The sequence below is a fragment of the Streptomyces sp. NPDC046821 genome (genome assembly GCF_040645335.1).
Classification (GTDB): Bacteria; Actinomycetota; Actinomycetes; order Streptomycetales; family Streptomycetaceae; genus Streptomyces.
Genome location: NZ_JBEYYB010000005.1, coordinates 210,625 through 232,247, shown reverse-complemented (window position 1 = coordinate 232,247; position 21,623 = coordinate 210,625). Strand labels below are relative to the sequence as shown.

Below are 21,623 nucleotides of genomic sequence, written 5' to 3'. Positions count from 1 at the left end.
TTGACCGGGCGGTCCGCGCGGGGCGGGTCGGGCGGCGTCAGCTTTGGGGCGGGTCAGGGAGACGGTTCCGGTGCTTCTGGTTCGTCGGTCGGGGCTGGGGTGGGGCGGCGGACCAGGACCTTGCCCGAGGTGAGGTCTATCGGACCCTTGCCCGGGTCGCCGTCGTTGACGTCGGCGCGCGTGAGTTCCAGCCGCTTGCGTTCCTCGTTCGTGTTCTTACGACCGGGCGCGAACAGCTCCTCGAACATGTTGAACACGGCACCTCCGGGTGGCCGAGACCTCGGACCAGCGTACGTCAGTGCGTATTCACGTATTCGGATCAACCGGAAGGATCTTGAACGAATCCCCCGCCAGCCCCGCGACCGCCCGGTGCCGCCGCCTCAGCCCACCACGGAGAGGAGCCTCAGGACGCCGAAGGGAGCGCCATGAGGATGTCGGTGTACTTGGCCACCGCGAGAATCAGCCCGATGATGCCGAGGGAGACACCGGCCCAGGCGACCGACTTGATCCACACAGCCTGCGGCCGCCCCGGGGCGCCGAACGCGGGCCGGGCCAGGACAACCGCACCGACGATCAGCGCGAGGAGGGCGAAGATCCCGCCGACCAGAGCGGTGGCGTGCCAGGAGTCGCCGTAGACCGCGGAGATCTGCTTGGCGACGCTCGCGCTCCGGGCGGTCTGGAGCTGGCCGATCAGGGACTCGCGTGCCGCGGCGACGGTCGCGACCCAGCTGCCGCTGAGCGCGACGACCCCGAGTGCGGCGGAGACGACGGCGCCCGCGCCCTGCCCCACCCCGGTGCCGTCTCCGTCTCCGGGCTCCTCGGAGAGCGCCGAGGCCTTGTCGAGGTCCAGGTCCAGTTCGGCGTCCGTGTCGCTCGTGGTGTCGATGGCCTCGGTCGACTCGTTCGTCTCGGGCTTCGCGGCTTCGGTCTTCTCTTCGGTCGTCTCTTCAGTCTTCGTAACCATGCCCCGCACCGTACGGACGGAGTCTGAGAGCTCTCTTAACGGTCTGCGACCTCGCCCCGGCGGTGGCGCCGGGAGGCGAGCAGGGCGCCGAGGAAGCCGGTGACGAGGCCCCACAGGGCGGCGAAGCCGAGGGCGGTCCAGAGTCTGGGCTGCAGGGACACCTGGCCGGCGAGGCCACCGCCGATGTCGCCGAGGCCGAGGAGTGACAGGCCGTAGTGCGCGGAGATCCGGGAGAGGAGGCAGATGGCGAGGACGGTGAGAACGAGGGCGACCGTCATGTGGAGGGCGTGCTGCCAGGCTCGTATGCGGGCGGGTGACCGCAGGGCCATGACGAAGGCAGCGCCGAGCGTGAGTACCGCGGCCACGGGAAGGGCCCACCAGACGCGGCCGTCGTGCTGGGCCAGTGTGCTGAGGTTGACGGTCGAGATGTCGGGCGTGCGGAGAACCTGGGCCAGCACGTGCGGCATGGGCAGGCCGAAGGGGCCGTCGACCCTGCCGTCCCAGGATGCGCCGAGGCCGAGGGTGTAGGAGAACCAGACGACGTTCGGGAGACCGAGGAGGATGACGGCGAAGGTCCTCGCGGGGTGGCTGCGGGTCGCGGCGACGACGAGACCGATCACGAGGCCCACGGCCACGCACGCGAGCAGCAGCGCGACCATCGCGTACGCGGCCGGGCGGACCGATTCCTGGAAGCGGACGAGGCGGGCGGGGAGCGGGGCGCCGCGCGAGACGAGGAGGGCGAGGATCAGTACGGCCGCGAGCCAGAGCAGGCCGTAGACGACCGTGAGGGGGACATTCGCGCGGAATCCGACCTTGGGGGCGCCCAGGATGCCCTCGATGAAGCCGCCCGTCGGGTCCTGGATCGGGATCTCGAAATCCTGCCTGGCCACGACGGCGAGGACGATGAGGATCACCAGCCATGGGGCGGCCAGCCGCGCGGCCCAGCCGGCGAGTTCGCGGGCGCTCGCGATGGCCCGGTGCCGCAGGGGCCGTAGAAAGCCCGCCGCGATCACCAGGGCGCCGGCGAGGGTCACGGAGAGGGGCAGGGCCGAGATGTCGGCGTGGGTTCGGGCGAGCTCGCCGGCGTTTCCGGTGAAGTCGACGGAGCCGCAGGCCGCCATCACCACGACGGCGGCGACCACGCGGGGGAAGGCGTTCCCGGGGAGTCCGGTCGCGCCGGCGGCCCAGAGGCCGAGGGAGGCCATGACCACCATGGCCACGAACCCGCCGAGCACGGCCACGAGCGCGGCGGCCCAGCCGTGCTTCGCGCTGCGCCGGGTGCCGGTCGCGGCGTCGGATGCCTGTTCGCTCACGGGGCCACGCTAGGCAGGCGCCCGACGGATCGCCCCTCGAGAGGGCCGACCGCGTCGGCATTCGGTCCGCATGAGGTGGGAGCGCCTGCTGGTGTGTGTAGGGGGCTCCTAGCCGACCCAGGTCTGCAGCAGCCGTTCCCGTTCGGCGGCACGGGGTGCTCCGCCCTGCCAGGAGCGGCCCCAGTCGGACATGGCCGCAAGGGTGGTCTCCATCGTCGCGGCACCTTCGGTGAGGCGGGACAGGAGGGTGCGGGAGAGGTCGACCTCGGTCTGGGGGTAGCCGACGGCCGCGGCGACGTAGGCGTCCAGGTCGTGCTCCCGGCCGGACGATGCGACGCGCACCGTCATCGTCGGCGGGGCCGCCTCCACCATGCCGGTGCCCACCGGCATGGCGAGCTGCTTCACCGTGCCCAGGGCCAGATCCTTGACCACGGCGGCCTGCCGCATCAGGGACTTCACGGGGACGTCGGTCACGGTCAGGGAGGTCACGTCCTCCCACGGGTAGAGGGCGGACTGCCGGTCGCCGAGGCCCAGCACGCCTTCGGAGGTCAGGCGCACCCCGGGTGCCAGACCGGAGGGCTTGGCGCCCACGTACACGTCGCCCTCGGCTATCCAGAAAAGGCCCACCATGGCCATGAGTTTGCTCGCTTCCCCCGACGACGGCCCGACCGTCGCACGGCACCGCAAATGATCAAGTCGCCCTCGCAACGGGCCCGACCCCCGAAAAGTTCCCGGTCACGGGCCCCAGTCGCACGGCACGCTCCAGCACCCTGCCACGGCCCGGCGACGCCATCGCCCCAGGTCACGACACGGGTCGGGGCTCGCCCGTCAAAACCCCGCCCCCTGCGCAAGAGCCCCGCGCCAAGGCCCTGCCCCGGAGAGCGCCCACGCACCACCGAATATCCGGCCCGCCCGTCAAGAACTTGCGCCTAGCCCAAAAACCCCAAGCCCCTCAAGCGCCCGCGCCCCATCCAAAAGCCGCACCTGCAAGCCCCCGCGCCCCAGATGGCCTCGCCCAAGGACCCGAGCACCCCTCAGGCCCAGCCCCGACCTTCAAACCCCCACTCCAGAAGCCAAGCCCCCCTTACACCCCCGTCCCCCACTCCCCCGCCAGCACCGACCAAACCTCAAGATCCTGTCGCCGCCCCCGATAAGACCCCGCCTCTCGCAGCACCCCGTCCCGCTGCATCCCCAGGCGGCGGGCCACATTCAGGCTTGCCTCGTTTTCCGATGAAGCGACCCATTCCACGCGGCGGATGCCGCGTACGTGGATCGCCCAGTCGATCAGGACCCGCATCGCGCGTGTGACCAGGCCCCGGCCGGAGGCCCCCGGTTCGAGCCAGCAGCCGACCTCGCAGGTGCCGCCCTCCGCGTCGAAGGTGCGGAAGAGGACGCCGCCGACGAGGGTTCCGTCGAGCCAGAGCCCGTGCAGGCTGCCGCTGTCGGCGGCGCGCTTCTCGGCGTAGGAGCGGATGAGGGCGCGGGCCGACTCGGCGTCCTTCACGTTCGCGCCGAAGGCGATGTGCTGCCCGATGAACTCGCGCCCGCGATCCAGGTGGGCCAGGAACTGCTCGGCGTGCCAGGGCTCCAGCGGCCGCAGCTCCGCGCCGTCGTCACCCAGGGAGATCGCGTACATCGTGTGTCCGTTCTTCGACGTCGGCCTTCAGCAGAGAGACCAGGAGTGCGTCGTCCGGGTCCGGGCGGCGCGGTACCGGGATCGTTTCATAGGCCGGGCGGGTCTCGGGCGGCTCGATGCTGATGCGCGGGAGACGGCGGTCGAGCCACTTGGGCAGCCACCAGTTGCCGCGCCCGAGCAGGTGCATGAGGGCGGGGACCAGCAGCGTCCGGAGGACGAACGCGTCGAGGGCGACGGCGGCGGCGAGCGCGATGCCGAACATCGCGATCACGCGGTCGCCGCTGAGGACGAAGGCGAGGAAGACGGAGATCATGATGACGGCCGCGGAGTTGATGACGCGGCTCGTCTCGGCGAGGCCGACGCGGACGGCCCGCCGGTTGTCGCGGGTCTCCAGCCACTCCTCGTACATGCGGCTGACCAGGAACACCTGGTAGTCCATGGACAGGCCGAAGAGGACCGAGACCATGATCACGGGGAGGAACGGTTCGATCGGGCCGGCGCTGCCGAGGCCCAGCATGTCGGTGCCCCAGCCCCACTGGAAGATCGCGACGACGACGCCGAAGGCGGAGGCGACGGCGGCGACGTTCATCGCGGCGGCCTTGAGGGGGATGCCGATCGAGCGGAACGCCAGGAGCAGCAGCAGGCAGCCGAGGCCGATGACGACGCCCACGAAGAGCGGCAGCTTGCCCACGATGACGGCGGCGAAGTCGTCGTAGCTGGCGGTGACGCCGCCGACCTGGACGTCGAGGTGCGTGCCCTTCTCGACGGGCGGGATGACCTCGGTGCGTAGCCGGTCGACGAGTTCGCTGGTCTTCTGGGACTGGGGCGCGGAGTCCGGTACGACGGTCAGGTAGGCGGTGGTGCCCGCCTCGTCGTACGTCGCCGGGCTGACGGAGGTGACGCCCTGGACGGAGGTGAGCCTGGACTCCAGCTGGCTCACGGCGACGTGGTCGCCGGCGCCGTCTATGGGCGTGACGAGGGTCAGTGGGCCGTTGACGCCCGGCCCGAAGCCGGTGGCGAGCAGGTCGTAGGCCTGCCGGGTGGTGGTCGACGACGCGTTGTTGCCCTGGTCGGACGTGCCGAGGTGGAGGAAGAACGTGGGGACGGAGAGCACCGCGATCACGGCGACGGCGAGGCCGCCGAGCAGGCGTGGGTGGCGCTCCACGAAGGCGGCCCAGCGGGCGGCGAGCCCGGTCGGCAGCTCCGGTTCGGGCCCGTGTTCCGCGAGCCTGCGCCGCTGGCGCTTGCTGAGCGCGCGTAGACCGATGAAGGACAGGAGCGCGGGCAGCAGGGTCACGGACGCGGCGACGGTGAGCAGCACGGTCAGGGACGCGGCGATCGCGACGCCGTTGAGGAAGCTGAGCCGCAGCATGAGCATCCCGAGGAGCGCGATGCAGACGGTGGCTCCGGCGAAGACGACGGCGCGGCCGGTGGTGGCGACGGCGCGTTCCGCGGCCTCGTCCACAGAGAGGCCCTGTTTCAGGCCGCGCCGGTGCCGGGTCACGATGAACAGCGCGTAGTCGATGCCCACGCCGAGGCCGACGAGCATCCCGAGCATCGGGGCGAAGTCGGCGACGGTCATGACGTGTCCGAGGAGCACGATGCCGGAGGCGGCGGTGCCGACGCTGACCAGGGCCGTGGCGATGGGCAGGGCGCTGGCGGCGAGGGAGCCGAAGGCGAGCAGCAGGACGACCGCGGCGACGACGACGCCGACGATCTCGGAGAGGTGGCCGCCGGACGACTCGGTGAGGGCGACGGCGCTGCCGCCGAGTTCCACGCGTAGCCCGTCGGGGCCGCCCCGCTCGGCGGCCTTGGCGGTGTCGACGAAGCGCTTGGCGTCGGCCTTGGGGATGTCGCTGGACTGGTGGTCGAAGGTGACCGTGGCGTAGGCGGTGCGTCCGTCCGAGCTGATCTGGGCCGCGCCCTGGGCGTCGTACGGGCTCGCGACGGCGGCGACGCCGGGGAGGTGCTCGATCTTGCCGAGCGTCTGGGTCATGCGCTGTTTGACGTCGGCGGCGCGGACCATGCTGCCGTCGGTGTGCCAGACGACGGTGTCGCTGTCGCCGCCGAGGCCGGGGAAGCCTGCGTTCAGGAGCTGGGTGGCGCGTCCCGACTCGGTGCCGGGTGCCTCGTAGTCGTTCGAGTACGCGGATCCCGCCACGGCCGCTGCCGCGCTGGTGCCGCCGAGAGCGAGGAGCCACAGGAGGACGACGACGAGGCGGTGCCTGGCACACCAGCGGGCGAGTGCTGCCACGAAACGCGCTCCTGGATGGATTGTGGATCTTTATCGGGAAAAACCCGCAAAGAACACTTGAGCAATGGCAAAACACTCTTACAGCATGAAGAGATCGTTTGTCGCTTTCGTGGGCTTACTCACAGGTGCTGAAGCGCACGTCAGAGCCGCACGGGAGTTCACAACTTCCTTATGTGAACTCCCGCGCGGCCCGGCCCGGTTCAGGCCCGCACGTGATCGGCGAGCGTCAGCCGGAGACGCTCACACTCCCGTTCTCGATGTGCCCCATCAGGCGCCGCCGGAAGGCCCCTTCGGGTCCGGCGGTGACCTGGACGTCGTACCAGCCGTGGGCGTCGGCCGTCTCGTGGACGACGGTCACCGTCCGGCCGGGCTTCACGGTCACGGTCCGGTCCGGGAGCTTCCCGTACGCGAGCGTGGTCACCGCGAAGTCGAGTGGCTGACCGCCCGTGTTGCGTACCTTGAGCCGCACGACACGCGCGCGTGCGTCGACGACCGAGGTCACCTCGGCGCCCACGCCGGTCCGCCCGGCGAACTCGCGCCGGAACCCGTTCGGTCCCGTCACCACGAAGTCGTACGCGCCGCCCTGGACCGGCACGTTCCATGTTCCGTCGCGGACGACGTCCTGGTGCTGCGGGATCGCGAACTCGCCCGCGTACGGCTGGAGGGCGAAGTGGACGCTGGAGCTGCCGGTGTTCGTGAGCCGCACGGTGAGGCCGGACGCGGTCTCGGAGGCGTCCGCGTCGGGCTGGTACGGGAGCGCGCGGGCGGGCCGGGTGCCGGGCTCCTGCTCGGGCATCGTCTGCTGCGCGGGCGGCTGCGGGGCCCAGCGGCCGCTGAACGGCGGGATGGCGCCGGGCTGTTGGATGTCGGGGCGGCGCTGGGCGCGGGTGAAGTCGAAGGCGCCGGTGAGGTCGCCGGTGACCTGGCGGCGCCAGTCACTGATGTTGGGCTCGCGGACCCCGGTCCAGTGCTCCAGGAACTGGATCACGGACGTGTGGTCGAAGACCTCCGAACAGACGTACCCGCCGACGGTCCACGGCGACACGACCAGCATCGGCACGCGCGCGCCGAGCCCGGTGGGCAGGCCCTTCCAGCGCTCCTCGGTGTTGTCCGGGCCGGGGACGGGCGGCGGCACGTGGTCGAAGAAGCCGTCGTTCTCGTCGTAGTTGATGAAGACGGCGGTGTGCTTCCACACGTCGGGGTTCGAGGCGAGCGCGTCGAGGACCTTGTAGACGATGGTCGCGCTGTGGATGGGCGACGAGACGGAGGGGTGCTCGGAGTCGACCGCCGAGGGCACCAGGTAGGAGACCCGGGCGAGCTTGCCGGAGGCCACGTCCTGCGCGAACGTGTCGGCGAGCTTGCCGGTGGGCACGCGCCGCAGCGCCCGGTCGAACAGCGACCGCTCCCCCGCGCTCAGCTTCGCGACGCCGCTCTCCAGGGTCGCGAGGAGCGTGGCGCGCGCGGCGTCGTCCTTCGCGGCGCGCACCTTGGCGTAGAAGGCCTCCATGTACGTGAGGCCGGTCCCGTCGAGCACCTTGCGGGCGATGGCCTTGAAGGTGGTGAAGAACTCGATCTGGTTGTCGGTGAAGTTCTCCCACTCCGTGTACGTCTGCCAGCTGACGCCCGCCTGCTCCAGGCGCTCGGCGTACGTGCCCCAGCTGTAGCCGGGGTGCGTGCCCTCGGAGTAGGCGTCGTTGCCGACAGCGCGGTTGCCGTTGGCCTCGAAGCCGGTCTTGCCGCTCCACAGGTGGTTGCGGTTGGGGCTCGTCGAGGAGTGGATGGACGAGTGGTAGGCGTCGCAGACGGTGAAGGTGTCGGCGAGCTCGTAGTGCAGAGGGATGTCCTCGCGCGTGTAGTACGCCATCGTGGCCGCGGTCTTGGCGCTGATCCAGCCGTCCATCCAGCCGTCGTGCCAGGCCTTGGCGCCGCCGCTCCAGGAGTGGTCGAGGGCGCCGATGTACTGGAGGTCCTTCTTCTGCGTCGCGGCGGCCTCCCGGACGGGGAACGGCATGACGGTCCGCAGGGGCCCCGGCTGCTCGAACACGCTCTTGCCACTGGGCAGTCGGACGGCGTTACGGTCGCCGAAGCCGCGGACACCGCGCAGGGTGCCGAAGTAGTGGTCGAAGGACCGGTTCTCCTGCATGAGGACGACGACGTGCTTGATCGCGTCGAGCCCGCCCGTCGGGGCCTCCTGCGCGAGCGCCTCCTGGAGGGAGGGCGGCAGGAACGATCCGACGGCGGCCACGCCGAGCGCGCCACCGCCGATGGCCATCAGACGTCTGCGGGATATTTCCGGGGACACGGGACCTCCGCGCGTAATGGTCTTGCTACGACCCATTGGCTGGTTTCAGCCGGACGCTAACCACGCCAGATGTCCCGCGGAAGTACATGAACCGGCCGAAACCCAAACATCCAAGCGTCTGTGACAAAGGTCCAACTGCCGGCCGGGAGATCTCCCGTTGACACGCAAAACGCCGGCCGGGCTGCATTCCAGCCCGGCCGGCGTTTGAGGCCAAAGAACGCGGGGTCCGGGGGCGGAGCCCCCGAACCACCCGCCTCAGCCCTCGCTGACGCCCAGCTTCTCGAGAATCAGTTCCTTGACGCGCGCGGCGTCTGCCTGACCCCGGGTCGCCTTCATGACCGCACCCACCAGCGCACCGACCGCCTGGATCTTGCCGCCGCGAATCTTGTCGGCGATACCGGCGTTGCCGGCGATCGCCTCGTCGACGGCCGCGCCGAGCGCACCCTCGTCCGAGACGACCTTCAGGCCGCGCTTCTCGACGACCGCGTCCGGGTCGCCCTCGCCCGCGAGGACACCCTCGATGACCTGGCGCGCCAGCTTGTCGTTGAGGTCGCCGGCCGCGACGAGCGCCGCGACCCGGGCGACCTGCGCCGGGGTGATCGGCAGCTCGTCGAGCGCCTTGCCCGACTCGTTGGCGTTACGGGCGAGTTCGCCCATCCACCACTTGCGGGCCGAGACGGAGTCCGCGCCGGCCTCGATCGTGGCGACGATCGGGTCGACCGCGCCCGCGTTGAGGATCGACTGCATGTCGTGCTCGCTGACGCCCCACTCCTCGCGGAGGCGGTTGCGGCGCACGCGCGGCATCTCGGGCAGCCCGGAGCGCAGCTCCTCCACCCACGCGCGGGCCGGCGCCACGGGCACCAGGTCCGGCTCGGGGAAGTAGCGGTAGTCCTCGGCGTTGTCCTTGATGCGGCCCGACGTGGTGGAGCCGTCCTCCTCGTGGAAGTGACGGGTCTCCTGGATGATCGTGCCGCCGGACGACAGGACGGCCGCGTGGCGCTGGATCTCGAAGCGGGCGGCGCGCTCGACGGAACGCAGCGAGTTGACGTTCTTCGTCTCGCTGCGGGTACCGAACTCCTTGGTCCCGTTCGGGCGGAGCGACAGGTTCACGTCGCAGCGCATCTGGCCCTTGTCCATGCGGGCCTCGGAGACGTCGAGCGCCTTGATGACCTCGCGCAGCTCGGCGACGTAGGCCTTGGCGACCTCCGGCGCGCGCTCGCCGGCGCCCTCGATCGGCTTGGTGACGATCTCGATGAGGGGGATGCCGGCGCGGTTGTAGTCGAGCAGCGAGTGCGAGGCACCCTGGATGCGGCCGGTGGCACCGCCGACGTGCGTCGACTTGCCGGTGTCCTCCTCCATGTGGGCGCGCTCGATCTCCACGCGGAAGACCTCGCCGTCCTCCAGCTGTACGTCGAGGTAGCCGTTGAAGGCGATGGGCTCGTCGTACTGGGAGGTCTGGAAGTTCTTCGGCATGTCCGGATAGAAATAGTTCTTCCGGGCGAAGCGGCACCACTCGGCGATCTCGCAGTTGAGCGCGAGGCCGATCTTGATGGCGGACTCGACGCCGATCGCGTTGACGACCGGGAGCGAGCCGGGCAGGCCGAGACAGGTGGGGCACGTCTGCGAGTTGGGCTCGGCGCCCAGCTCGGTGGAGCACCCGCAGAACATCTTGGTCTTCGTACCCAGTTCGACATGGACCTCGAGGCCCATGACGGGGTCGTACGTCGCGAGTGCCGCGTCGTACGACATCAGTTCAGTGACGGTCACGGTGAGACTTTCCCTCTCAGCCCAGCAGGACGTCGTCGTCGCCCAGGCGCTTCAGCTCCCGGTAGAGGATCGCCAGGCCGGTAACGATGGCGGCGGCGGACACCGCGGCGTCGACGAGCCGCAGGGTGTCGTGCTCGTGGCGGGCCAGCTTGGCCTGCTTCGCGACGCCGATGGCGCCGAAAGCGGTGCTCGCCAGCGACATGTACACGCCGGTCTTGGACTTCTTGAAGTTCTTGGCCTTCTTTGCCACGGCACTCACAGCGACGGAGCCTCCTCGATCAGCGGGTGACCCCACTTTTCCACGAAGGCGGCCTCGACGGCAGCGCCGACCTTGTAGAGGCGCTCGTCCTTCATGGCCGGGGCGATGATCTGCAGGCCGACCGGCAGGCCGTCCTCCGGCGCGAGGCCGCAGGGCAGGGACATCGCGGCGTTGCCCGCGAGGTTGGTCGGGATCGTGCACACGTCGGCCAGGTACATCGCCATCGGGTCGTCGGTGCGCTCACCGATCGGGAAGGCGGTGGTGGGCGTCGTCGGCGACACGATCACGTCGACCTGCTCGAAGGCGCGCTCGAACTCCTGGGTGATCAGGGTGCGGACCTTCTGGGCGCTGCCGTAGTACGCGTCGTAGTAGCCGGAGCTGAGCGCGTACGTGCCGAGGATGACGCGGCGCTTGACCTCGTCGCCGAAGCCGGCCTCACGGGTGAGGGCGGTGACGTCCTCGGCGGACTTCGTGCCGTCGTCGCCGACGCGCAGGCCGTAGCGCATGGCGTCGAAGCGCGCGAGGTTCGAGGAGCACTCGGACGGCGCGATCAGGTAGTACGCCGACAGGGCGAGGTCGAAGCTCGGGCAGTCCAGCTCGACGATCTCGGCGCCGAGCGACTTGAGCAGCTCGACCGACTCGTTGAAGCGCTGGACGACGCCGGCCTGGTAGCCCTCGCCGGCGAACTGCTTGACGACGCCGACGCGCATACCGGCGACCGAGCCGTTGCGAGCCGCCTCGACGACCGGCGGGACCGGCGCGTCGATCGACGTCGAGTCGAGCGGGTCGTGCCCGGCGATGACCTCGTGCAGCAGGGCCGCGTCCAGGACCGTACGGGCGCAGGGGCCGCCCTGGTCGAGGGAGCTGGAGAACGCCACCATGCCGTAGCGGGAGACGCCGCCGTACGTCGGCTTGACGCCGACGGTGCCGGTGACGGCCGCGGGCTGGCGGATGGAGCCGCCGGTGTCCGTGCCGATGGCGAGGGGGGCCTCGTACGCGGCGAGGGCCGCGGAGGAGCCGCCGCCGGAGCCGCCGGGGATACGGGTGAGGTCCCACGGGTTCCCGGTCGGGCCGTACGCGCTGTTCTCGGTGGAGGACCCCATGGCGAACTCGTCCATGTTGGTCTTGCCGAGGATGACGACGTCGGCCTCCTTCAGCTTGCGCGTCAGGGTGGCGTCGTACGGCGGGATCCAGCCCTCGAGGATCTTGGAGCCGACGGTGGTCGGCACGCCCTCGGTGGTGAAGATGTCCTTCAGCGCGAGCGGTACGCCGGCCAGCGGGCCGAGCTTCTCGCCCGCGGCGCGCTTGGCGTCGACGGCGCGGGCCTGCGCGAGGGCGCCCTCACGGTCGACGTGCAGGAAGGCGTGCACCTTCTCGTCGACGGCCTCGATCCGGGCCAGGTGGGCCTCGGTGACCTCGACGGCCGTGAGCTCGCCGGAGGCGATCTTCGACGCGATCTCGGCGGCGGTGAGCTTGATGATGTGGCTGTCCGTCATGGTGATTAGTCCTCCCCCAGGATCTGCGGCACCTTGAAACGCTGCTGTTCCTGGGCCGGGGCGCCGGAGAGCGCCTGCGCGGGGGTGAGCGACGGACGAACCTCGTCCGCCCGCATGACGTTGGTCAGCGGCAGCGGGTGAGAGGTCGGCGGGACGTCTTGGTCGGCGACCTCCGAGACGCGGGCGACCGCGCCGATGATGTCGTCGAGCTGTCCGGCGAAGTGGTCGAGCTCTTCGTCCTTCAGCTCCAGACGCGCCAGCCGTGCGAGGTGTGCGACCTCCTCGCGCGTGATGCCAGGCATGCAGAGATCCTCTGGGGTGAGTCAGTTATGGTGTGCGCCCAATCTTAGGGGGCCCGGCACCGTTCCTTTTCAACGGTTTCCCGTACGGGCGTCCCCACCCCGGGGTGCGGCTCGTCGGCAGGCTGATCGGGTACGGCTAATTGGCCGTCCGGCCGGAGCACTGGTCCTCGGCCTCGGCCGCGAGGACGGAGGGCCTCTGCCAGCCCCGGGACCCGCGGGCCCGCAGCCACGCCGTCGTCTCCTCGGGCGGCATCGCGGCGGCGACCAGCCAGCCCTGCACCGCGTCGCACCCCAGGTCGCGCAGACGTTCCCAGGTCTCGTCGTCCTCGACTCCTTCGGCGACGACGAGCAGGCCGAGCGAGTGCGCCAGGTCGACGGTGCAGCGGACGATCTCCGCGTCCTCGGTGTCGACGGCGAGACGGGCCACGAACGAGCGGTCGATCTTCAGTTCGCTGACGGGGAGGCGGCGCAGGTGGACCAGCGAGGAGTAGCCGGTGCCGAAGTCGTCGAGGGACATCTTCACGCCGTGCCCGGTGAGCCCGGCGAGCGTGTCGGCCGCGCGCTGGGGGTCTTCGAGCAGGACGTGCTCGGTTATCTCCAGTTGCAGGGCGCCCGGGGGGACGCCGTGCCGGGCGAGCCGCGCGGCGACCGCTCCGGCGAAGCCGGGGGTGTGCACGTCACGCGGCGACACGTTCACCGCGACGGGGACACGAAGGCCCTGGGCGCGCCAGCGGGCGACCTGCGCGAGCGCCGTCTCCAGGACGTACTCGGTCAGATGGGGCATGAGTCCGGAGGACTCGGCGATGGCGATGAACTCGTCCGGCGGCACCTTCCCCCGCTCGGGGTGCACCCAGCGCACGAGTGCTTCGAGGCCGGCGACCTGTCCGTCGAAGCGGACCTTCGGCTGGTAGTGCAGCTCCACCTCGCCGGCGTCGAGCGCGCGGCGCAGGTCGCCGAGGAGGCCGAGCCGGTCGGGAGTGTTGGAGTCCCGCTTCGACTCGTAGACCTCGACGCCGGTGCGGTCCCGCTTCGCCTGGTACATGGCGACATCGGCGCGGCGCAGCAGTCCTTCGGCGTCGAGCGCGTGGTCGGGGAAGACGGCGAGCCCGGCGCTGGCCTCCAGGACGAGGGTGAGTCCGTCCAGGTCGAGCGGGGAGCCGAGGGCACCGACCAGCATCCGGGCCACGCGGGTGGCGGACGTCGTGGAGTCGACGACGGGCAGCAGTACGGCGAACTCGTCGCCGCCGAGCCGCGCTGCCTCCGCGCCGCGCGGCAGTGCCAGTTCGAGCCGCTCGGCTATCTGGAGCAGGAGGCGGTCACCGGCGAGGTGGCCGAGGGTGTCGTTGACCGCGCGGAAGCGGTCGAGGTCGATCAGGATGAGGGCGCTGCGGGCGCCGATCCGCTCGGCGTCGTCGAGCGCGGACCAGGTGCGCTCCAGGAGCCACTGGCGGTTGGGCAGGCCGGTGAGCGGGTCGCGCAGCTGCTCCTCGGCGCGGGCCCGCGCGATCCACAGCGTCGAGTCGAGCGCGATGAGCGGGACGGCGAACAGCGGCAGCAGGATCGGCAGCGCGACGGCGACGACGCAGATCAGCGGCGCGATGCCGAGCAGCGCCACGGCGACGAGGCCCTGCCGGACGAGTGCGGTGCGGGCGACGGTGGGCAGCCCTGAGGTGCGCGGCGCGTGGACGTACCAGAGCAGCATCCGGGTGACCGCGAGGTAGACGCCCGCTACGAGGGCGACCTCGGGGGCGCTGAGGAACGTCCAAGTGTGCGGCTGCCAGGGGGACTCTACGGACGGGACCTGGCCGAACGCGGCGAGGACGAGGGCGCCCGCGGCGATGCCGATGATGTCGACGGAGCCGTGCAGGACGCCCTGGCGCCAGCGGTGCCTTCGGGCGATGCCGACGAGGACGACGACGGTGATGCTGACCATGCCGGCGGGCACCCAGCCGTAGAGCAGCAGGACCGCCAGCGTTAACGCCGCGCCGGAGCCCGTGCCGCCCCACCAGCGGTCGCGGCCGAGGGCGACGAGGTGGCCGACGATGATGCCGGTCAGGACGGCGAGGGACCAGCCGGCGGCGCCGGCCGGGAAGAGGGCGTGGTCGCCGACGAAGGCGCGGTAGAAGCCGGTGCCGAGGACGGCGGAGGCGACGGCGACGATGCCGAGCGGCAGCAGGGGCAGCGTGGCGAGCCAGGCGCGTACGGGGCCGTCCCCGCTCGCGCCGAACGCCCCGTACGTGCCGGGTGCTGCGGGCCGGCGCGGCCAGCCGCTCATGCCCGCAGCGCTGTCGGACCGGCCGTCAGCGACGGCCCCGGTCCAGCCGGTGCCGCTGCTCACCGCCGCTCCGAAGGAGCCGTAGGCGCTCGCTCCGCCTGCGTCGTTCGGACCGGAGCTGGGGACGCCGTACGCGCCGATCCCGGCTCCGCCGTTGCGCCCGGCCGCGGGCCAGCCCGGGGCGTGCGCTCCGGATCCGGGCACGGCGCCCGGCCATCCGCCCCTGCCCGGTGCCGCGGAGTCTCTGTCGCCGGTCCGTCCCGTGCCGGGGAGTCCGAGGAGGTCGCGCCACCAGCCGCGCCGGTCCGGCTGACCGTCACGTGCCTCGCCGCGTATGGCGCGGCCACGTGCTTCGCCGCGCACGTCGTCGCGCGGGCCGTCGTCCGTCAAGTCCTTGTCCGGGGCGGCCCCGTCGGTTCCCAGGACGGCGCGCACGGCGGAGGCCGTGCTGCCCGTGCCTCGCCACACGCGCCACCCCGTGCGCAGCCGTGAGTCCGGAGCGGCGCTCTCGGTCGGTTCCATTCCCGTCCCTCTCACAGCCGGCGGTGCCTCACGCCACGCGATCCGATGCGGACGACTTCCGTCAGGTATCGCGTCCTCGTTCCGTCAACATTAGGCCGCCGAAGGCTTCCAGGGGCAGCCGTCGACCACGGTTGCCCGAATGCGCCCCAGCCACCCGTATCTATCTGGTATGCGCTGAACGGGTGGCCTTCAACCCCTACTCCTCGGTCGGAAGAGCGGCCTCGGCGGCGGCTTCCGGGCCCTGTTCGAGCAGGACGGCGAAGCCGTCCTCGTTCAGAACGGGAACCTTCAGCTGCATCGCCTTGTCGTATTTCGATCCCGGATTGTCACCGACCACGACGAAGGAGGTCTTCTTCGAAACCGAACCGGTCACCTTGGCGCCTCTGCTCTGCAGCGCTTCTTTCGCACCGTCACGCGTGTGGTGCTCCAGCGTTCCGGTGACGACGACGGTGAGGCCTTCGAGCGGACGCGGGCCCTGTTCCTCGCCGGCGCCCTCCTCCTCCGTGCGGACCCCGGCGGCCCGCCACTTGCGCAGGATCTCCCGGTGCCAGTCCTCCTCGAACCACTGCTTGAGCGAGGCGGCGATGATCGGCCCGACGCCCTCCGTGGCGGCGAGCTCCTCCTCGGTGGCCTGCTCGATGCGGTCGATGGAGCGGAACTCGCGGGCCAGCGCCTCCGCAGCGACGGGACCCACATGGCGGATGGACAGACCGGTCAGCACGCGCGCGAGCGGCCGGTCCTTGGCCGCCGCGATGTTCTCCAGCATCGACAGGGCGTTCTTCCGGGGCTCGCCCTGCTGGTTGGCGAAGACCGTGGCGATCTTCTCCTCGCCGGTCTTCGGGTCCCGCTTGGGCAGCCCGCTGTCCTGGTCGAGGACGTAGGCCTTGATGGGCAGGAGCTGCTCGATCGTCAGGTCGAAGAGGTCGCCCTCGTCGGCGAGCGGCGGCTCGGCGGGCTCCAGGGGCTTGGTGAGGGCGGCCGCCGCGACATAGCCGAAGTTCTCGATGTCGAGGGACTTGCGGCCCGCGAGGTAGAAGAGTCGCTCGCGCAACTGGGCCGGGCAGGACCGGGCGTTGGGGCAGCGGAGGTCGATGTCGCCCTCCTTCATGGCCCGCAGCGGGGTGCCGCACTCGGGGCACTCGGCGGGCATCACGAACTCGCGCTCAGTGCCGTCGCGCAGGTCGGCGACGGGGCCGAGGATCTCCGGGATGACGTCGCCGGCCTTGCGCAGGACGACGGTGTCCCCGATGAGGACGCCCTTCTTCTTGACGACGTCCTGGTTGTGCAGGGTCGCGAACTCGACCTCGGAGCCGGCCACCGTGACCGGCTCGACCTGCGCATACGGAGTGACGCGGCCGGTGCGGCCGACGCCCACCCGGATGTTCACCAGCTTGGTGTTGACCTCTTCCGGCGGGTACTTCCAGGCGATGGCCCAGCGCGGGGCGCGCGACGTGGAGCCGAGGCGGCCCTGGAGCGGGATCTCGTCGAGCTTGACGACGGTGCCGTCGATCTCGTGCTCCACGGAGTGCCGGTTCGCCCCGTAGTACGCGATGAACTCCCGTACGCCGTCGAGGTCTTCGACCACCCTGTTGTGCCGGGCGGTGGGCAGGCCCCATTCGCGCAGTAGGTCGTAGGCGTGGGAGAGGCGGTCGATGTCGAAGCCGTCGCGGGCGCCGATGCCGTGCACGACCATGTGGAGCGGGCGGGTCGCGGTGACGCGGGGGTCCTTCTGGCGGAGCGAACCCGCCGCCGCGTTGCGCGGGTTGGCGAAGGGCTTGTCGCCGGCCTCGACCAGGCGGGCGTTCAGCTCCTCGAAGGCCTCCATGGGGAAGAAGACCTCGCCGCGGATCTCCACGAGGGAGGGGATGCGGTCGCCCTTGAGGCGGTGCGGGATCTCGGCGATCGTCCGCACGTTCGGCGTGATGTCCTCGCCGGTGCGGCCGTCGCCGCGCGTCGCCGCGCGCGTGAGCCGGCCGTCCTCGTACGTGAGGTTGACCGCGAGGCCGTCGATCTTGAGCTCGCACAGGAAGTGGTGCGGGGTCGTGCCGACGTCCTTGGAGACGCGCTCGGCCCAGGCGGCCAACTCTGCGTCGTCGAAGGCGTTGTCGAGGGAGAGCATCCGCTCGCGGTGCTCGACGGCCGTGAACTCCGTCGCGTACGCGCCCGCGACCTTCTGGGTCGGCGAGTCGGGCGTGCGCAGCTCCGGATACTGCTCCTCCAGCGCCTCCAGGGAGCGCAGGAGTTTGTCGAACTCGCCGTCGCTGACGACCGGCTGGTCCTTCACGTAGTACCGGAAACGGTGCTCCTCGATCTGGTCGGCGAGCTGCGCGTGCTGCTCCCGTGCCGTCGCGGGCACCTCTGCGGGCTGTGCGTGCTGCTGTTCGCCGGCCACCGTCTCGTCCTCCCGTTCGTCCCTGTGCAATCCCCTGCCCGTCACTCCGGGTTGTCCGCGAGTGAACGCGCCGCCCGGACGCAGTGGGCGAGCGCGGCGCGCGCGTACGCGGGAGAAGCCCCCGCGAGGCCGCACGACGGCGTGAGCGTGACCGACTCCGCGAGGGAGCCGGGATTCAGCCCCAGCCTGCGCCACAGCGTCCTGACCCCCATGACGCTACCGGCAGGGTCTGACAATGCGGTGTCGGTGCCGGGCACGACACCGGCGAAGAGCCGCGTGCCGGCCTCGACAGCCTCGCCGATCGCGTCGTCGTCACGCTCGGTGAGCAGCGACCAGTCGAAGGAGATCGCGTCGGCGCCCGCCCGGCGCAGCAGTGCGAACGGGACGTCGGGGGCGCAGGAATGCACGACGACGGGTCCGTCGTGGACGGCCCGGACGTCGCGGAGCGTGCTCTCGACGAGCTGGCGGTCGACGGCGCGGTGGGTGCGATAGCCGCTCGCGGTCTTCACCTGGCCGCGCAGGACGGCGATCAGGGACGGTTCGTCGAGCTGGAGCACGACCTGGGCGCCGGGAACGCGGCGGCGCACGTCGTCGAGGTGGAGGCGCAGGCCCTCGGCGAGTGAGCCGGCGAGGTCGCGGCAGGCGCCCTGGTCGGAGAGGGCGGCCTCGCCGTTGCGCAGTTCGAGGGCGGCGGCGAGCGTCCAGGGCCCGACGGCCTGCACCTTGAGGAGGCCCTCGTAGCCCTGGGTGAACTCCTCAAGGGCGTCCAGGTCCTCGCCCATCCAGGAGCGGGCCCGCCGGGTGTCGCGTCCGGGCCGGTCCCCGAGGCGCCAGCCGCTGGGCTCCACGCGCGCGTACAGCTCGACGAGCAGTCCGGTGGTCCGGCCGATCATGTCGGCGCCGGGGCCGCGCGCGGGCAGTTCCGCCAGGTGGGGGAAGTCCTCGACGCTGCCGGTGACCGTCTTGGCGGCCTCGCGGGCGTCGCCGCCGGGCATCGATCCGACCCCGGTGGCGGGCCCCGGGCTGAACTTGCTGTTTTCGCTCACCCGCGAAGCGTACGTAACGCCTCTCGGGCGGGCCTCAGGTGGCGGCGGTCAGCGGCCCGGACGGACCGTCAGGTCGTTGATCTCGGCGTCGCGCGGCAGGTCGAGGGCCATGACGATCGTCGTGGCGACGGACTCGGGGTCGATCCAGCGGGCGGCGTCGTACGGCTTGCCCTCCTGCTGGTGCACCTTGACCTGCATGGCGCTGGCGGTGCGCCCCGGGTAGACCGACGTGACCCGCACGCCGTTGCCGTGCTCCTCCTGGCGCAGGGAGTCGGCGAGCGCCTTCAGTCCGTGCTTGGAGGCGGCGTACGCGGACCAGTCGGCGTGCGCGCTGAGCCCGGCGCCCGAGTTGACGAAGACCACGTGTCCGTTGGCGAGCCGGAGCTGGGGCAGGAAGTGCCGGGTCAGCTCGGCCGGGGAGATCAGGTTCACGTTGATCTGGTGGCGCCACGACTTGGGGGTGAGTTCGCCGACCGGGCCGAGGTCGACGACGCCCGCGATGTGCAGCAGCGAGTCCACCCGGTCGGGCAGCGACTGGTGCGAGAACGCCCAGGACAGCTTGTCCGGGTCGGCGAGATCACCGACGAGCGTGCTCGAACCCGGGAACTGGGCCGCGAGTTGCTTGGCGCGGGCCGCGTCGCGCGCGTGGAGGACGAGTTCGTCCCCACGCGCGTGCAGACGGCGTGCCACGGCCGCGCCGATACCTGATCCGCTCCCGGTGATCACATGTGTCGCCATAGGGGCCATAATCGCATCAGCGGGTGTCCGGCGGGCCAGGGCCCCGGCCGCGATCCGCCGGCCCTCCTGGAGCGTGCCGACCGGTTCAGCGCGTGCCGACCGATTCCTCCAGGTAGGCGAGTGCGCCGACGGGCTCCTCGGCGAAGAAGACCAGTTCGGCCAGCGGCACCGGCAGGAAGCCCTCGTCCTCCATGCGGCGGAACTGCTCCTTCAGGCCGTCGTAGAAGCCCGCCGAGTTCAGCAGGACGACCGGCTTGGTGGTCTTGCCGTGCTTCTTCAGCTCCAGGATCTCGGTGGCCTCGTCGAGCGTGCCGGTGCCGCCCACCATGATCACGACGGCGTCGGCCTTCTCCAGGAGCAGCCGCTTGCGCTCGGCGAGGTCCTGGGCGATCACCATCTCGTCGGCGCTCGCCCGCGCCGTCGCCGCGAGGAATTCCACGGAGACGCCCACGAGGCGCCCGCCGGTCTCCTGCACGCCGTCCGCGACGACCTTCATCAGACCGCTCTCCGAACCGCCCCAGACGAGCGTGTGCCCGCCCTTGCCGAGCAGCTCGGCGAACTCACGGGCGGGACGGGTGTAGCGGTCGGCGAGGTCGGCGGCGGAGAGGAAGACACAGATGTTCATGCGTCTACCGTACGGGGGAAGAACCGCGGCCCCGCGCGCGCTGTTCCAGACATGGCTGATGGACACACGATCACGATCGAGCAGGGCACCCGTTCCGTACGCGTCGTCCACGAGGGACAGGTGCTCGCGGAGAGCACCCGTCCGCTGCTGCTGCGCGAGACCGGCTACCCCGTGCGCTACTACATCCCGGCGGAGGACGTCCGCATGGATCTCCTGACCGAGTCCGACACGCACTCGCATTGCCCCTTCAAGGGCACGGCGTCCTACTGGTCCCTGCCGGACGCCCCCGACCTGGTGTGGGCGTACCCGGACCCGAAGCCGGAGGTGGCCCGGATCAAGGACCACCTGTGCTTCTTCCAGGTGGAGACGCTCTGACCGGCTTCTAGAGAGTCGCGTTACTGCGCGGCGGCCGTCTTCGCGCGCGTGGTCGTCGCGATGGTCGCCGAACCGACCACGCGCGTGCCGTCGTACAGCACGATCGCCTGGCCGGGCGCGACGCCGCGCACGGGCTCCTCGAAGGAGACCTCCAGCGTGCCGTCGACCAGCTCGGCCGTCACCGGCGTCTCGCCGCCGTGGGCGCGCAGCTGCGCCGTGTACGTGCCGGGTCCCGAGGGGGCCGTGCCGCACCAGCGGGGCTTGATCGCCGTGAGGGCGGTGACGTCGAGGGAGCCGGCGGGGCCGACCGTCACCGTGTTGTTCACCGGCGAGATGTCCAGGACGTAGCGCGGCTTGCCGTCGGGGGCCGGGGTGCCGATGCGCAGGCCCTTGCGCTGCCCGATCGTGAACCCGTACGCGCCCTCGTGCGTGCCGATCTTGTCGCCGGACTCGTCGACGATGTCCCCCTCGGCCTTGCCCAGGCGCTTCGCGAGGAAGCCCTGGGTGTCGCCGTCCGCGATGAAGCAGATGTCGTGCGAGTCGGGCTTCTTGGCGACGGCGAGTCCGCGGCGCTCGGCCTCCGCGCGGATCTCGTCCTTCGTCGTGACCGTGTCGCCGAGGGGGAACAGCGCGTGCGCGAGCTGCCGGTCGTCGAGCACGCCGAGGACGTACGACTGGTCCTTGGCCATGTCGGAGGCGCGGTGCAGCTCACGCGTGCCGTCCGGGTGCTCGATGACCTGCGCGTAGTGGCCGGTGGCGACCGCGTCGAAGCCGAGGGCGAGCGCCTTGTCGAGGAGCGCGGCGAACTTGATCTTCTCGTTGCAGCGCAGGCAGGGGTTCGGGGTGCGTCCGGCCTCGTACTCGGCGACGAAGTCCTCGACGACGTCCTCGCGGAAGCGCTCGGCGAGGTCCCACACGTAGAACGGGATGCCGATGACGTCGGCGGCACGGCGGGCGTCGCGGGAGTCCTCGACGGTGCAGCAGCCGCGGGCCCCGGTGCGGAAGGACTGCGGGTTCGCGGAGAGGGCGAGGTGGACGCCCGTCACGTCGTGCCCCGCTTCCGCCGCTCGGGCCGCGGCGACGGCGGAGTCCACGCCGCCCGACATGGCGGCCAGGACCCTCAGGGGGCGGGCGGGGGCGGGGGCGGGGGCGGGCTGCGGGGTCTGCGAAGTCATAGCTCTAACAGGGTACGGGGCCGCGGGAACCGAATCCCGCGAGTGTCCGTTGTGGATCTCGAAGGACGTGAACGGGGGCGGTCGTGGGAGCCGAGGGAAAGTCGCGGGGCAAGGCGCGGGGAAAGACCGGGGGACGTGGGAAGCGTGACGCCGGTCGTGGGGTGAGCCGGCGGGCGCTGCTG

Annotated in this window: 18 protein-coding genes; 1 reads left to right on the top strand and 17 read right to left on the bottom strand. The window is 71.2% G+C overall.

Annotation, left to right across the window (positions count from 1 at the left end; translation table 11 throughout):
- Positions 1-53 precede the first annotated feature (53 nt).
- The 16 genes from ABZ893_RS11970 to ABZ893_RS11895 form a co-directional block, all read right to left on the bottom strand.
- A complete protein-coding gene (locus ABZ893_RS11970) occupies positions 54-257 on the bottom strand; it encodes a DUF6191 domain-containing protein (RefSeq protein ID WP_361400778.1) in 204 nt (67 codons plus the stop codon).
- A 146-nt stretch (positions 258-403) separates the two neighbouring features.
- Positions 404-964 carry a hypothetical protein gene (locus ABZ893_RS11965; RefSeq protein WP_361400775.1) on the bottom strand — a complete coding sequence of 187 codons (561 nt, stop codon included), beginning with the start codon at positions 962-964 and terminating at the stop codon, positions 404-406.
- A 35-nt stretch (positions 965-999) separates the two neighbouring features.
- Positions 1,000-2,277: a streptophobe family protein gene (locus ABZ893_RS11960; RefSeq protein WP_361400772.1), complete on the bottom strand. Its 1,278-nt coding sequence runs from the start codon at positions 2,275-2,277 to the stop codon at positions 1,000-1,002.
- 108 nt (positions 2,278-2,385) lie between these two features.
- A complete protein-coding gene (locus ABZ893_RS11955) occupies positions 2,386-2,907 on the bottom strand; it encodes a hypothetical protein (protein WP_361400770.1) in 522 nt (173 codons plus the stop codon).
- Between the two features lie 454 nt (positions 2,908-3,361).
- Positions 3,362-3,913 carry a GNAT family protein gene (locus ABZ893_RS11950; protein WP_361400767.1) on the bottom strand — a complete coding sequence of 184 codons (552 nt, stop codon included), beginning with the start codon at positions 3,911-3,913 and terminating at the stop codon, positions 3,362-3,364.
- Positions 3,891-6,167: an MMPL family transporter gene (locus ABZ893_RS11945; RefSeq protein WP_361400764.1), complete on the bottom strand. Its 2,277-nt coding sequence runs from the start codon at positions 6,165-6,167 to the stop codon at positions 3,891-3,893. The genes ABZ893_RS11950 and ABZ893_RS11945 overlap by 23 nt, the downstream gene beginning before the upstream one ends.
- 226 nt (positions 6,168-6,393) lie before the next feature.
- Positions 6,394-8,469, bottom strand: coding sequence for a phosphocholine-specific phospholipase C (locus tag ABZ893_RS11940; RefSeq protein ID WP_361400761.1), 2,076 nt, complete (start codon positions 8,467-8,469; stop codon positions 6,394-6,396).
- 255 nt (positions 8,470-8,724) lie between these two features.
- The gene (gene gatB, locus ABZ893_RS11935) at positions 8,725-10,236 is read right to left on the bottom strand and encodes an Asp-tRNA(Asn)/Glu-tRNA(Gln) amidotransferase subunit GatB (protein WP_361400758.1); all 1,512 of its coding nucleotides are present in this window, start codon (positions 10,234-10,236) and stop codon (positions 8,725-8,727) included.
- A gap of 16 nt (positions 10,237-10,252) precedes the next feature.
- Entirely contained in the window at positions 10,253-10,495 is a 243-nt protein-coding gene (locus tag ABZ893_RS11930) for a hypothetical protein (protein WP_361400755.1), read from the bottom strand.
- A complete protein-coding gene (gene gatA, locus ABZ893_RS11925) occupies positions 10,492-11,997 on the bottom strand; it encodes an Asp-tRNA(Asn)/Glu-tRNA(Gln) amidotransferase subunit GatA (RefSeq protein ID WP_361401333.1) in 1,506 nt (501 codons plus the stop codon). Before gatA ends, ABZ893_RS11930 begins: the two co-directional genes overlap by 4 nt.
- Positions 11,997-12,293, bottom strand: coding sequence for an Asp-tRNA(Asn)/Glu-tRNA(Gln) amidotransferase subunit GatC (gene gatC, locus ABZ893_RS11920; RefSeq protein ID WP_126889114.1), 297 nt, complete (start codon positions 12,291-12,293; stop codon positions 11,997-11,999). Before gatC ends, gatA begins: the two co-directional genes overlap by 1 nt.
- 136 nt (positions 12,294-12,429) lie before the next feature.
- Positions 12,430-14,568 carry a bifunctional diguanylate cyclase/phosphodiesterase gene (locus ABZ893_RS11915; protein WP_361401331.1) on the bottom strand — a complete coding sequence of 713 codons (2,139 nt, stop codon included), beginning with the start codon at positions 14,566-14,568 and terminating at the stop codon, positions 12,430-12,432.
- Between the two features lie 718 nt (positions 14,569-15,286).
- A complete protein-coding gene (gene ligA / locus ABZ893_RS11910; protein ID WP_361400752.1) occupies positions 15,287-17,482 on the bottom strand; it encodes an NAD-dependent DNA ligase LigA in 2,196 nt (731 codons plus the stop codon).
- A gap of 41 nt (positions 17,483-17,523) precedes the next feature.
- Positions 17,524-18,528: a methionine synthase gene (locus ABZ893_RS11905; protein WP_361400749.1), complete on the bottom strand. Its 1,005-nt coding sequence runs from the start codon at positions 18,526-18,528 to the stop codon at positions 17,524-17,526.
- Positions 18,529-18,576: 48 nt separating this feature from the next.
- Positions 18,577-19,275: an SDR family oxidoreductase gene (locus ABZ893_RS11900; RefSeq protein WP_361400746.1), complete on the bottom strand. Its 699-nt coding sequence runs from the start codon at positions 19,273-19,275 to the stop codon at positions 18,577-18,579.
- A gap of 76 nt (positions 19,276-19,351) precedes the next feature.
- Positions 19,352-19,891, bottom strand: coding sequence for a TIGR00730 family Rossman fold protein (locus ABZ893_RS11895; protein ID WP_361400743.1), 540 nt, complete (start codon positions 19,889-19,891; stop codon positions 19,352-19,354).
- Positions 19,892-19,942: 51 nt separating this feature from the next.
- On the opposite strand from ABZ893_RS11895, the gene ABZ893_RS11890 reads away from it, so the two are divergent.
- On the top strand, positions 19,943-20,266 hold the full coding sequence (locus tag ABZ893_RS11890) for a DUF427 domain-containing protein (protein WP_361400740.1): 324 nt from the start codon (positions 19,943-19,945) through the stop codon (positions 20,264-20,266).
- 20 nt (positions 20,267-20,286) lie between these two features.
- On the opposite strand, the gene mnmA is transcribed toward ABZ893_RS11890, so the two are convergent.
- Positions 20,287-21,441 (bottom strand): tRNA 2-thiouridine(34) synthase MnmA, encoded by a 1,155-nt coding sequence (gene mnmA, locus ABZ893_RS11885; protein WP_361400737.1) that lies wholly within the window; start codon positions 21,439-21,441, stop codon positions 20,287-20,289.
- Positions 21,442-21,623 lie beyond the last annotated feature (182 nt).